The sequence below is a fragment of the Humitalea rosea genome, from assembly GCF_003253705.1.
Lineage (GTDB): Bacteria > Pseudomonadota > Alphaproteobacteria > Acetobacterales > Acetobacteraceae > Humitalea > Humitalea rosea.
This window is the reverse complement of the sequence record NZ_QKYU01000018.1, coordinates 49,074-61,363: the sequence shown is the minus strand read 5'-3', so window position 1 is coordinate 61,363 and position 12,290 is coordinate 49,074. Positions and strand designations below refer to the sequence as shown.

15 protein-coding genes are annotated in these 12,290 nt (G+C 68.5%); 12 read left to right on the top strand and 3 right to left on the bottom strand.

Annotated elements, in window-relative coordinates; all coding sequences use genetic code 11:
* The first annotated feature begins 101 nt into the window (after window positions 1-101).
* The 12 genes from rpsF to C8P66_RS15710 all read left to right on the top strand — a co-directional run bounded on the left by rpsF (window position 102) and on the right by C8P66_RS15710 (window position 10,888).
* Window positions 102-593 carry a 30S ribosomal protein S6 gene (rpsF, locus tag C8P66_RS15765; protein ID WP_111399239.1) on the top strand — a complete coding sequence of 164 codons (492 nt, stop codon included), beginning with the start codon at window positions 102-104 and terminating at the stop codon, window positions 591-593.
* Between the two features lie 3 nt (window positions 594-596).
* The gene (gene rpsR / locus C8P66_RS15760; RefSeq protein WP_111399238.1) at window positions 597-869 is read left to right on the top strand and encodes a 30S ribosomal protein S18; all 273 of its coding nucleotides are present in this window, start codon (window positions 597-599) and stop codon (window positions 867-869) included.
* 62 nt (window positions 870-931) lie between these two features.
* Window positions 932-1,810, top strand: a complete 879-nt coding sequence (locus C8P66_RS15755; RefSeq protein WP_146422891.1) for a hypothetical protein — start codon at window positions 932-934, stop codon at window positions 1,808-1,810.
* A gap of 26 nt (window positions 1,811-1,836) precedes the next feature.
* Window positions 1,837-2,403, top strand: a complete 567-nt coding sequence (rplI, locus tag C8P66_RS15750; protein WP_111399236.1) for a 50S ribosomal protein L9 — start codon at window positions 1,837-1,839, stop codon at window positions 2,401-2,403.
* Window positions 2,404-2,484: 81 nt separating this feature from the next.
* Window positions 2,485-3,972 carry a replicative DNA helicase gene (locus C8P66_RS15745; RefSeq protein WP_111399235.1) on the top strand — a complete coding sequence of 496 codons (1,488 nt, stop codon included), beginning with the start codon at window positions 2,485-2,487 and terminating at the stop codon, window positions 3,970-3,972.
* A complete protein-coding gene (gene alr / locus C8P66_RS15740; RefSeq protein ID WP_111399234.1) occupies window positions 3,962-5,017 on the top strand; it encodes an alanine racemase in 1,056 nt (351 codons plus the stop codon). Before C8P66_RS15745 ends, alr begins: the two co-directional genes overlap by 11 nt.
* Window positions 5,014-5,799, top strand: coding sequence for an MlaE family ABC transporter permease (locus tag C8P66_RS15735; RefSeq protein ID WP_408882141.1), 786 nt, complete (start codon window positions 5,014-5,016; stop codon window positions 5,797-5,799). Before alr ends, C8P66_RS15735 begins: the two co-directional genes overlap by 4 nt.
* On the top strand, window positions 5,796-6,569 hold the full coding sequence (locus C8P66_RS15730) for an ABC transporter ATP-binding protein (RefSeq protein WP_111399233.1): 774 nt from the start codon (window positions 5,796-5,798) through the stop codon (window positions 6,567-6,569). Before C8P66_RS15735 ends, C8P66_RS15730 begins: the two co-directional genes overlap by 4 nt.
* Window positions 6,570-6,627: 58 nt before the next feature.
* On the top strand, window positions 6,628-8,037 hold the full coding sequence (gene radA, locus C8P66_RS15725; RefSeq protein WP_111399232.1) for a DNA repair protein RadA: 1,410 nt from the start codon (window positions 6,628-6,630) through the stop codon (window positions 8,035-8,037).
* Between the two features lie 34 nt (window positions 8,038-8,071).
* Window positions 8,072-8,632, top strand: coding sequence for a CvpA family protein (locus tag C8P66_RS15720; RefSeq protein WP_111399231.1), 561 nt, complete (start codon window positions 8,072-8,074; stop codon window positions 8,630-8,632).
* Between the two features lie 73 nt (window positions 8,633-8,705).
* Window positions 8,706-10,175 carry an amidophosphoribosyltransferase gene (purF, locus tag C8P66_RS15715; protein ID WP_111399230.1) on the top strand — a complete coding sequence of 490 codons (1,470 nt, stop codon included), beginning with the start codon at window positions 8,706-8,708 and terminating at the stop codon, window positions 10,173-10,175.
* The gene (locus C8P66_RS15710; RefSeq protein ID WP_111399229.1) at window positions 10,172-10,888 is read left to right on the top strand and encodes an SDR family NAD(P)-dependent oxidoreductase; all 717 of its coding nucleotides are present in this window, start codon (window positions 10,172-10,174) and stop codon (window positions 10,886-10,888) included. Before purF ends, C8P66_RS15710 begins: the two co-directional genes overlap by 4 nt.
* Here the strand turns inward: C8P66_RS15710 and arfB are convergent.
* From arfB to C8P66_RS15695, 3 genes are read right to left on the bottom strand one after another with little or no spacing between them, the layout of a single operon-like run.
* Window positions 10,880-11,302 (bottom strand): alternative ribosome rescue aminoacyl-tRNA hydrolase ArfB, encoded by a 423-nt coding sequence (gene arfB, locus C8P66_RS15705; RefSeq protein ID WP_456303646.1) that lies wholly within the window; start codon window positions 11,300-11,302, stop codon window positions 10,880-10,882. The genes C8P66_RS15710 and arfB overlap by 9 nt on opposite strands.
* Before the next feature lie 15 nt (window positions 11,303-11,317).
* Window positions 11,318-11,755, bottom strand: a complete 438-nt coding sequence (locus C8P66_RS15700; protein ID WP_111399228.1) for an acyl-CoA thioesterase — start codon at window positions 11,753-11,755, stop codon at window positions 11,318-11,320.
* A 13-nt stretch (window positions 11,756-11,768) separates the two neighbouring features.
* On the bottom strand, window positions 11,769-11,957 hold the full coding sequence (locus C8P66_RS15695) for a hypothetical protein (RefSeq protein WP_146422889.1): 189 nt from the start codon (window positions 11,955-11,957) through the stop codon (window positions 11,769-11,771).
* Between the last annotated feature and the right edge of the window lie 333 nt (window positions 11,958-12,290).

The window sequence follows — 12,290 nt, the reverse complement described above, 5'->3', positions numbered from 1 at the left end:
CCCTGCCGGGCGCGTGGCATCGCGCCCGGCTATGCCCGTTTCCGTGGCCATCGGCATTCCGCCGATCGCCATCCGGGCTGAGCCAGCCGAAGGGAAAACCGGTGCCGTTGTACGAAAGCGTGTTCATCGCACGCAATGATCTGACCCAAGCTCAGGTCGAAGCCATTGCCGATCAGGTTGCCGAAATCATCGGCACCACCGGCGGTGAGGTCAAGAAGCGGGAATATTGGGGCCTCCGCGGCCTCGCCTACCGCATCAAGAAGAACCGCAAGGGGCATTACATGCTCCTCGGCATGGAATGCCCGCCCGCGGCGGAGCAGGAAGTGGCCCGGCAGTTCGGCCTCAACGAAGACATCCTGCGTCACATGACGCTGCGCGTCGAAGAGATCGACCCCGAGGCCCCCTCGGCGATCCTGGCGAAGCGCGCCGACGACCGTGAGCGCGACCGCGGCTTCCGCGGCCCCCGTCCGGCTGGCCGTTTCGGCAGCGGCCGTGGTCGTGAGCGCGACGACCGCGAGGAATTCCGCGCCCGTGGGCGCGATGACGGCGACGAAGGCGGCGGCGAGTATCGTCCCCGCGGCGGGGAGGAATAAGCGATGTCCGAGGATACCAGCCCGGCTGGCCGCCGCACCGCGGTCGGCGCGCGTCGCCCCTTCTACCGTCGTCGCAAGTCCTGCCCCTTCTCCGGCCCGAATGCGCCGAAGATCGACTACAAGGACGTGCGCCTGCTGTCCCGCTTCCTGTCGGAGCGCGGCAAGATCGTGCCGAGCCGCATCACCGCCGTCTCGGGCAAGAAGCAGCGTGAACTCGCGAACGCCATCAAGCGCGCGCGGTTCCTCGCCCTTCTGCCCTATGTGATCGCGGACTGATTGCGGACGGGCACGGAACCGGAGGCATGTCGACGGTGGCGCTCCCTTCCCCGGGTAGCTTGGTGAACGATCCGCGCTGGCTTGCCGCCGGCGCGGGAGGATTTGCCTCGGCTGCGCTGGCGATGTGGGCCTTCCGCGGCCTGCCGCTCGGTCCGGCCTTGCTTTGGCTGTCGCCGATGCCGCTGTTCCTGGCGGGGTTCGGCTTCGGCCTGCCCAGTCTGCTCGGCGCCGTCGTGGTGGCAGCCCTCGGGTTGGCGCTGCTCGGCGGCACGATTCCGGTGGCCGTCTATGCGGCAGCCTTCGCGATCCCGGCAATGCTGGTGGTCGCGACGGGTCTGCGGCAAGGGCGATTCACGGCCTCGGTGCCGATGGCCCTGCTCGGTGCCTACCCGGCGTTGTGCATCCTGGTGGCCGAAGGGCTGCTGGCCGATAGTGGCGGGCTGGAGGTCGTGCTGACCGCCCTGGTCAAGGTTGGTATCGACCGGATGGGCATGGAGGCCTCCGAGGCCCTCGTCGCCGATATCGTCCCGGTGATGGCGGCCGCGGTGGGCTTCTGGCTCTCCGTCGCGATGCTGGTGAACGGCATCGGCGCGCAGCGTTTTCTCGCGCGGCGGGGCCTGGCCCTGGTGCCGAACCCGGGGTTGGCCACGACGCGCCTGCCCTTCGCCTATCCGGTCCTGCCGGCCATCGCCCTCGCCGCGGCACTGCTGGATGGCTTCGGCGGCACCACGCTGTCGCTGCTGATCATCCTGCTGCTGCCGATGCTGCTGCGCGGTCTCGGCGTCATCCATACGCGCAGCCGCGGACGCAAGGGTGGTGGGCTGATGCTCGGCGCCATCTATGTCGCGCTTGCGATTTTCAGCCTGCCCACCGCGATCTTCCTGGTGGGACTTGCCCTTTTCGACCACTTCGCCGCCCGCCCCGCGCGCGGCACCACCTGATACATGAAGGACGGGAAACCTACCCGATGATCGATCTCATTCTGATGCAGCGCGTCGCCAAGCTCGGCCAGATGGGCGAGACGGTGAAGGTCCGTCCGGGCTATGCGCGCAACTTCCTGTTGCCGCAGGGCAAGGCGATGCGCGCCAACCGCGACAACCTCGCCAAATTCGCCGAACAGCGCGCCCAGCTCGAGGCCCAGAACCTCAAGCAGCGCGAAGAGGCCGAGCGGGTCGCCGAGCGCGTCTCCGGCCTGACCGTCACCATCATCCGCCAGGCGGGTGAGAGCGGCGGCCTCTATGGCTCCGTCAGCCCGCGCGACATCGCCGACGGCTGCGCCGCCGGTGGCCTGACCGTGTCCCGCGCCCAGGTGCTGCTGGAGCAGCCGATCAAGACGGTCGGCCTGCACACCGTCCAGGTGGAGCTGCACCCGGAAGTGCATTTCCCCGTGATCGTGAACATCGCCCGCAGCGTCGAGCAGGCCGATAAGCAAGCCCGCGGCGAAGATCTGAAGGCCGCCGACGAAGCCGAGGAAGCGAGCCTGGAGGCCGAACTGGCCGCCGAGCTGGCCGAATTGGGCGCCGCCAGCGAGTAACACGACGGGCGCGCAAACTGCGCCCGTTATCCACAGGCCGGGGCCCCCACGGGCCCCGCCTGATGGGCTATGGTGCCGGGTATGGATTCACTTCTGCCCGTCACGCCGCGCCTGCCGCCGCACAATGTCGCCGCCGAGCAGGCTTTGCTCGGCGCCCTGCTCGCCAATAACAAGGCCTATGAGCGGGTTTCCGAATTCCTGGCGGCCGAGCACTTCGCCGACTCGATCCACGGGCTGATCTTCAAGGCGATCCAGCAGCGGCTGGAAAACGGCCAATTGGCCGATGCGGTCACGCTCCGCGCCCAATTCGAACATTCCGGGCAATTGGTGGAGGTCGGCGGTGCCGCCTACCTCGCGCAGCTGCTGTCCGCGACGGTCGGCGTCATCAATGCCGGCGAATATGGCCGCGTCATCCATGACGCCTGGCTGCGGCGGCAGTTGATCGACCTTGGCGAGACCGTCGTGAACCGCGCCTTCGGCGATGCCGAGGGGCTGATCGCCAGCGAACAGGTGGAGGCCGCCGAGCAGGCGCTGTTCGACCTGGGCAAGGACACCGCCACGGGCGGCGGATTCCTGGGCTTCGACCGCGCGCTGACCCAGGCGGTCGAGGCCGCCGCCCGCGCCTTCACGCGCGGCGAGGGCGTCTCGGGGCTATCGACCGGGCTGCGCGACCTCGATGCCAAGATGGGCGGGCTGCACCCCTCGGATCTGATGATCCTCGCCGGGCGGCCGGGCATGGGCAAGACCGCGCTGGCGACGAAGATCGCCTTCGGTGCGGCCAAATCCCTGCTGGCCGAGGCGCGGGAGAAGGGCGGGCCGATGGCGGTCCCCAAGGCGGGCGTCGCCGTCTTCTCGCTGGAAATGAGTGCCGACCAGCTCGCTACCCGATTGCTGTCGGAAGAAGCCCGCATCTCCGGCGACCGCATCCGGCGCGGCGAGATCGACCAGCGCGACTTCGACCGCTTCGTGGAGGCCAGCCGCGAATTGTCGCTGCTGCCGATCTACATCGACGATACGCCGGCCATCTCCATCTCCGCCCTGCGCACCCGCTGCCGCCGGTTGCAGCGCCAGAAGGGGCTGGATCTGGTGGTGGTCGATTACCTCCAGCTGATGCGCCCCGCCGCCGGCACCAAGCCGGAAAACCGCGTGCAGGAAATCAGCCAGATCACCCAGGGGCTGAAAGCGATCGCCAAGGAACTCTCGGTGCCGGTGCTCGCGCTGTCCCAGCTGTCGCGCGCGGTCGAAAGCCGCGAAGACAAGCGGCCGCAGCTCTCCGACCTGCGTGAATCCGGGTCGATCGAGCAGGACGCCGACGTGGTCATGTTCGTCTATCGCGACGACTACTACCTTCAGCAGAAAGAGCCGAAGGAGATGAACTTCCCGGACCGCGAGAAATTCCACGCCGCCCACGACAAGTGGAAGGAAGACATGTCGATGGTCCACAACCGCGCCGAGCTGCATCTCGGCAAGCAACGGCACGGTCCGACCGGCAAAATCGACCTGTATTTCGAGGCGGAATTCACCCGCTTCGGCAATCTGGACGTGACGCACGGCCAGGATGCTTACTGAAATCGGGCGCGGCCGGCTCACGGTCAACCTGGGCGCCATCATCGCCAATTGGCGCCTGCTGGGCGCGATGCATCCGGGCCAGACGGCCGCGGCGGTGATGAAGGCCGACGCCTATGGCTTGGGCGCCGCCGCGATCGGCCCGGCGCTGCGCGATGCCGGCTGCCGCCATTTCTTCGTGGCGCATCGGCAGGAGGGTGTGGCGCTGCGCCAGGCGATCGGCCCCGGGCCAATGATCGCGGTGCTGAACGGCTTCGCCCCCGACGACAGCGATCTGGTGCCGGTGCTGAACAGCCTCCCCGATGTCAACGCCTGGTCCGGGATGGGGCGGGAGGCGATCCTGCATCTCGATACCGGCATGGCACGGCTGGGGCTGGATGCGGCGGAACAGATGATCCTTGCCGGCGCCCCCTCCCTGCGGCAGGGAATCGTGCTGCGGTTCGTGATGACGCATCTGTGCTGCGCCGATGAGCCTGCCCATCCGCTGAACGAAGCCCAGCAGGAGCGCTTCGCCGCCGCCTGCGCGCCCTACCCCGATGTGCCGCGGAGCCTGGCCAATTCCTCCGGCCTGTTCCTGGGCGCCGGCTACGCAACGGCGCTCGCGCGACCTGGGGCGGCGCTCTACGGGCTGAACCCGACGCCGGGCCAGCCCAACCCGATGCAGCCGGTGGTGACACTGGAGGCACCCATCCTCCAGATACGTCAGGTCCGGACCGGGGAGAGCGTCGGCTATGGCGCGGCCTGGACCGCCACCCGCCCCTCCTGCATCGCCACCGTTGCCGCGGGGTATGCGGACGGCTATCTCCGAGCCTTGTCAGGCAGGGGCTGGGCCATCTTGGCCGGGCGGAGGGTGCCGCTGGTGGGCCGGGTTTCCATGGATCTGTTGACCTTCGATGCGACGGATGGGCCTGAACCGGCGCCGGGCGAGATGATCACCCTGATGGGCAAGGGCGTCGCGCCGGATGACCTCGGGCATGTGGCCGGGACCATCGGCTATGAGATGCTGACCAGCCTTGGCGCCCGCTACGACAGGGCTTGGGTCGCGTGATCAATCCCCTCGATGCCTTGGCGGCCACGGGCCGCAGCGTGATCGGCGTGTGCCGCTACACCGGCGAGATCTCGATCTTTGCCGGCAATGGCCTGTCCAATGTGCTGCGGCCGCCGGTGTTCTGGCGCATGCTGTGGCAGTCCTTCGTCGAGATCGCCTTCTTCTCGCTGCCGGTGGTGGCGCTGACCGCGGTCTTCACCGGCATGGTGCTGGCGCTGCAATCCTACACCGGCTTCTCCCGCTTCAATGCCGAGAGCGCGACCGCGGCGGTGGTGGTGCTGTCCATCACCCGCGAACTCGGCCCCGTGCTGGCGGCGCTGATGGTCGCGGGGCGCATCGGCGCCTCCTTTGCCGCCGAGATCGGCACCATGCGCGTCACCGACCAGATCGATGCGCTCACCACGCTCTCCACCGATCCCATGAAGTATCTGGTCACCCCCCGCCTCGTCGCGGGCACGCTCGCCATGCCCCTGCTGGTGGTGGTCGCCGATGTGCTCGGCGTCATGGGCGGCTGGCTCATCGCCACCGCCAAGCTCGGCTTCGGCTCCGGCGCCTACCTCGTTTCCACCATGGATACGCTGAAGACCGAGGATGTGGTCTCGGGCCTGGTGAAGGCGGCGGTCTTTGGCTTCGTCGTGACCCTGATGGGCTGCTGGCATGGTTACCGCTCCAAGGGCGGCGCGCAGGGCGTGGGGCAGGCGACGACCTCGGCGGTGGTATCGGCCTCGATCCTGATCCTGGCGCTGGATTATGTGCTGACCGAGATGTTCTTCGCACGATGACCGATACGCCAAAGATCCGGCTGCGCGACGTCCGCAAGGCGTTCGGCAGCAAGGTGGTGCTGGACGGTGTGGATCTGGATGTCCGGGCCAGGCACGGGATGGTGGTGCTGGGCGGCTCGGGATCGGGCAAGTCCGTCACCATCAAATGCGTCCTGGGGCTGATCCGCCCCGATTCCGGGCTGATCGAGATCGACGGTCGCGACGTCTCCGCGATGACGGACCGCCAGCGGACCGAGATCATGGACCGCACCGGGATGCTGTTCCAGAACGGCGCGCTGTTCGACAGCCTGCCGGTCTGGGAGAACGTCTGCTTCAAGCTGCTCGCCCAGAAGCGCATTTCCAGGGCCAAGGCCCGCGACAAGGCCGCCGAGATCCTGGCGCAGGTCGGGCTGGCGCCGAGCGTCGGCGATCTTTCGCCGGCCGAGCTCTCCGGCGGCATGCAGAAGCGCGTGGCCCTGGCCCGCGCCATTGCCGCCGAACCCGACATCCTGTTCCTGGATGAGCCCACCACCGGGCTGGACCCGATCATGGGAGCCGTCATCGATGGGCTGATCGTGGATTGCGTGAAGCGTCTCGGCGCCACCACCGTCGCCATCACCCATGACATGGCCAGCGCCCGGCGCATCGGCGATGACGCGGCGATGATCCACAAGGGCAAAATCATCTGGAATGGCCCCGCCGCGACCCTGGGCCAGACCGGCAATCCCATGGTGGACCAGTTCGCCCGCGGCGAACGCGAGGGGCCGATCCAGATGGAGTTGCGGAAATAGCGGCCGGGGTGGCATGATGTTCACGTTTTGCCCCAACCCCTGGCAGTAAAGCCCCAACTTGGCCAAAGCCTCCCCTAAATTTGTCTGCCAGGCCTGTGGTGCGACCGCCCCGAAGTGGCAGGGCCGTTGCGACGCCTGCGGCGGCTGGAACACGCTGGTCGAGGAAACCGCCGAATCCCGCGGCCCCGGCGTCGCCGCCAAACTCGCCGGTGGCGGCCGGCGGGTGGAGTTTGTCGCCCTGCGCGGCACCTCCGCCCCCCCACCGCGCACCCGCAGCGGTATGGCGGAGCTGGACCGGGTGCTGGGGGGCGGCTTCGTCGCGGGCTCGGCGGTGCTGGTCGGCGGCGATCCGGGCATCGGCAAATCCACCATCCTGCTGCAGGCGGCGGCACGGGTCTCGGTCGCCGGCGGGCGGGTGCTCTACATCTCGGGCGAGGAGGCGGTGGAGCAGATCCGCCTGCGCGCCCTGCGCCTCGGCCTCGCCGATGCGCCGCTGGCTTTGGCTGCCGCCTCGGCCCTGCGCGACATCGCCGCCAGCCTGGAGGATGAGGCCGACGCCACGTTGGTGGTGATCGATTCCATCCAGACCGTCTGGACCGATGCGCTGGATAGCGCCCCCGGCACCGTCGGCCAGGTCCGCGCCTGCGCCGCCGAGTTGATCCGCCTCGCCAAATCGCGCGGCTTCGCGCTGGTGCTGGTCGGGCATGTGACGAAGGAGGGCGCCTTGGCCGGCCCCCGGGTGCTGGAGCACATGGTCGATGCCACGCTCTATTTCGAAGGCGATCGCGGCCACCAGTTCCGCATCCTGCGCGCGGTGAAAAACCGCTTCGGTGCCACCGATGAAATCGGCGTCTTCGAGATGACCGAGGAAGGCCTGGTCGAGGTGCCGAATCCCTCCGCCCTGTTCCTGGCCGAACGGCGCGGCAATATCGCGGGCTCGGCGGTCTTCGCGGGGCTGGAGGGCACGCGGCCAGTGCTGATGGAGGTGCAGGCGCTGCTCTCCCCCACCCCCGGCGGCGGCACCCCGCGCAGGCAGGTGGTGGGCTGGGACTCGGCGCGGCTGTCGATGCTGATGGCGGTGCTGGAAAGCCGCTGTGGGGTCTCGCTCGGCCAGAACGACGTCTATCTGAACATCGCCGGCGGGTTGCGGGTGAATGAGCCCGCCGCCGATCTGGCCGTCGCCGCCGCCCTGGTCAGCGCCGCGACCGACCGGCCGACCAGCTCCGGCGCGGTCTATTTCGGCGAGGTCGGGCTGTCCGGCGAGGTCCGCCAGGTCTCCCAGGCCGAGGCGCGGCTGCGGGAGGCGGCCAAGCTCGGCTTCACCGCGGCCGTGCTGCCCCGCCGCGTCGCCCGCGGCGGCCGCACCCCCCAGGCGCCGGAGGGCGTCACGGTGCGGGAGATCGGCCACCTCGCCGATCTGGTCGCCGGCTTCATCGATCCGAAGGCGAAAGCCAAGTCGCGGGCGTGACGGCGGCCCATCGGCCCGCTATAGGGCTTGGCGCATGACCTGGGTCGATATCGCTCTGCTCGTGGTGCTCGCTCTTTCGGCGCTCATCTCGTTCTTCCGCGGCTTCGTGGCCGAGACCCTGGGCGTTGCCGCCTGGGTCGGGGCAATCGCACTTGCCTTCCTGACCAAGCCGCTCTCGGTCGCCTTCCTGCTGCCGTTCATCGAGCCGCGCTGGGTCGCTGAGGTGGTGGCCGTCGGCGCCGTGTTCCTGATCACCCTGGTCTTCCTCAAGCTGCTGATCGCCTGGATCTCGGGCCATATCCAGCGCTCGGCGCTGGGGGGCGTGGATCGCAGCCTGGGCGTGCTGTTCGGACTGGCGCGCGGGGCCTTCCTCGCCATCCTTGCCTATATCGTGGCCGGGCTGTTCGTCCCCGCGACCGATCGCTGGCCCGAGGCGGTCCGCGAGGCGCGGGCCTTGCCGCATGTGGCCGATGGCGCGGCGTGGATCGCGGACCAGATGCCGGTGGAATACCGTCCACGCCTGCCAGACCTGCCGGGTCGGCGGGTGCCGACGCAAGAGGACCTGTTGCGGCCGGCTGCCAGAAGCCGCACATGACAGCCGCAAGGCAGCCCCCGGATCGTCCCCGATCCGGTGGTTCGTTCTATGCGCGTGCAAAGGTTTTCTCCCGATGCCCATGACCACGAATCCTCTGGACGACGATCATTTCCATGAGGAATGCGGCGTTTTCGGCGTCTGGGGAGCGACGGATGCCGCCGCCCTGACCGCCCTCGGCCTGCACGCGCTGCAGCATCGAGGTCAGGAGGCCGCGGGCATCGTCTCGCTCGATCGCGGCCGCTTCCATACCCATAAGGGGCGTGGGCTGGTCGGCGACAATTTCTCCGATGCCAAGACCATGGCGGGCCTGCCCGGCCGGGCAGCGGTCGGCCACAACCGCTACGCCACCACCGGCGAGACGGCGCTGCGCAACGTGCAGCCGCTCTATGCCGATTTCGTCTTCGGCGGCTTCGCCGTGGCGCATAACGGCAACCTGACCAATGCGGTGAAGCTGAAGCGGGAGCTGGTGCGGCGCGGCTGCATCTTCCAATCGACCACCGATTCGGAGGTCTTCATCCACCTCATCGCCATCAGCCTCTACGATACGGTCATCGACCGGCTGATCGACGCCATGAAGCAGGTGCAGGGCGCCTATTCGCTCGTGGCGCTGCATGATGGCGCGCTGATCGGCGCGCGCGATCCGCGCGGGGTGCGGCCCCTGGTGCTGGGCCGCCTCGGCACCGGTGAAGGCGCCTCCTGGGTCATGGCCAGCGAGACCTGCGCGCTCGACATCGTCGGCGCGGATTTCGTACGCGACGTGGAGCCGGGTGAGATCGTGACGATCGACGACCGCGGCGTGACCAGCATCAAGCCCTTCGCCGCCGTCCCCGAGCGTTTCTGCATCTTCGAGTACATCTATTTCGCGCGGCCGGATTCGGTGGTCGAGGGCACGCCCGTCTACACCACCCGCAAGCAGATCGGCGCCGAACTCGCGCGCGAGTCGCCGGTGGAAGCCGACCTCGTGGTTCCGGTGCCGGACAGCGGTGTCCCGGCGGCGATGGGCTTTTCCCTTGAGGCGGGGATCCCCTTCGAGCTTGGCATCATCCGCAACCACTATGTCGGCCGCACCTTCATCGAGCCGACCGACCACATCCGCCACCTGGGCGTGAAGCTGAAGCACTCGGCCAATCGCGCCATGCTGGAAGGCAAGCGCGTCATCCTCGTCGATGATTCCATCGTGCGCGGCACCACCAGCCGCAAGATCGTGGAGATGGTCCGCCATGCCGGCGCGGTCGAGGTCCATATGCGGATCAGCAGCCCGCCGACGACCCATTCCTGCTTCTACGGCATCGACACGCCGGAACGTTCGCAGCTGATGGCCGCCAACCATGACGTCGCGGAAATGGCGCGGATCATCGGCGTGGACAGCCTGGCCTTCATCTCGCTGGACGGGCTGTATCGCGCCCTCGGCAAGCCTGGGCGCGACGAGAAGAAGCCCGCCTATTGCGACGCCTGTTTCACCGGCGACTACGCCATCCCGGTGACCGACAACCTCGAGAACCGCACCGCGCCGCTGTCCATGCTTCCGGCTGTCGCCGAGTGAGCCGCCCACTGCTGGGCCAGGTCGCGCTCGTCACCGGCGCGTCACGCGGGATCGGGGCGGCCGTTGCGGTCGAACTGGCGCGGGCCGGGGCCCAGCTTGTGCTGGTCGCGCGCACGCAGGGCGGCTTGGAGGAGACGGATGACGCCATTCGCGCCGCCGGATCCTCCGCGACCTTGCTGCCGATGGACCTGGTCAAGGATGTCGAGAAGATCGACATGCTCGGCCCCTCCATCGTCGCACGCTTCGGACGGCTGGATATCCTGATCCATGCGGCGGGGGCGCTCGGCGCGCTGACGCCCGTGGCCCATATCCAGCCGCGCGACTGGGCCGATGTGGTGGGGGTGAACCTCACCGCCTCCTGGCGCCTGATCCGCACCTGCGATCCGCCGCTGCGGGCCGCACCCGCCGGCCGCGCTGTGTTCATCACCAGCGGGCGTGTGGCCCGGCCCAAAGCCTATTGGGGCGCCTATGGCGCGACCAAGGCGGGGATGGAGCATCTGGTGAAGACCTGGGCGGAGGAGGTCGCCTCCTCCACGACGCGCGTGAACCTCTACGATCCCGGTATCGTCGCGACCCAGATGCGGAAGATCGCGATGCCGGGCGAGGACCCCTCCACCCTGGCCCAGCCCGCCGATGTGGCGCCCGAGATCGTGGCGCTGTGCCAGGCGGATGAGACGCGCAACGGCCAGATCCTCGGCCGCATCTCACTCTGACGGGCGGCCGCGGCCCTTTTTGACATCGGCGCGGATGGATTTGCCCTCCAGCCGCCGCTCCTTCGATCCCCGCGTGGGCCGGGTCGGGCGCCGGATCGGCGGCGGTGGCGTCGCGGCCTCGCGGATCAGGGCGATCAGCCGCTCCAGCGCATCATCCCGGTTCCGCTCCCGCGTGCGGTGACGCTGGGCGGAGATGATGAGCACGCCATCCTTGGTCAGGCGACGGCCGGAGAGGCGTTCGAGCCGCTCGCGCACCGCCTCGGGCAGGTTCGGTGAGTTCCGCACGTCGAAGCGCAGTTGGACCGCGGTCTCGACCTTGTTGACGTTCTGCCCCCCGGCACCCGACGCGCGCAGAAAATCCTCGTGCAGTTCGCTCTCATCCAGGCTGATGCGGTTGGTCACGGGAATCATCATGGCAGGCGGGGCGTATCACTCGACGAGCAAGGGGGCCAGCAAGTCCCTGAAGCGGGCCGGCAGCGGCGTCGGCTGCTTCATCGTCGCCTTGTCCACATAGACATGGACGAAATGCCCCTCGGCACTGGCCGAGGTCGCCTCATTCCGGAAAATCCCGATGCCGTAGCGGACGGAGGAGGTGCCGATCCGCTCCACCCGCAGCCCCGCCGTCACCAGATCGGGGAAGGCGAGCGGGGCCAGGTACCGGCATTGCGTCTCGACCACCACACCCACGATCTCCGTGGTCGCGAAATCGATCGCGCCGGAGCCGAGCAGGAAGCGGGCGACGACCGTATCGAAGTAGGAATAATATACGACATTGTTCACATGCGCGAACATGTCGTTGTCCGCCCAGCGGGTCGGGATTTCCAGGAAGAAGCGGTAGTCGTCACGGGTCGTGGCGGTCTGGGCCATGCGAAGAAACTCCTCAGTCGATGATGCAGGCCTCGTAGCCAAGGGCGCCGGCGACCGCCCCGGCAGCCAGCATCGAAGCCTCGAGCCACTCGAAGGCTTGGCGAGGGAAGACGGGCTCAGCCGCGCCCGACAGCAGAGGGGCGGCATAGAAGGGGGCGGAGAACATCGCGCGGAATGGCTCCTGCAAGACAAACGCGGTCAAGACGGCATCCCCCGGCGACGCCGCCACCATATCGGCAGACGGCAACCCGCCAAGCCCCCGGAGGAGCTGTGCTTCCTCACGGTCTCGGCCAAGCAGGCGATCTGTGTTCCGGCATCCCTGCCCCGATTCGCGCGGCACTGGAATCGGCGACGCGGAAGGCCCTGGCCGACCCTGCGGTGGCACAGCGTCTGGTCGTATCCGGGGTCGAGCCCTTACCGGACAGCTCGGCGGCAGCCGCGGCGGCCTATTTGACGGCCGAAGTCGCCAAATGGAGCACAGTCGTGCGTGGTGCCGGCATCCATGGCGGGTAAGGGCTTCGCTGCGGCGCGGGGC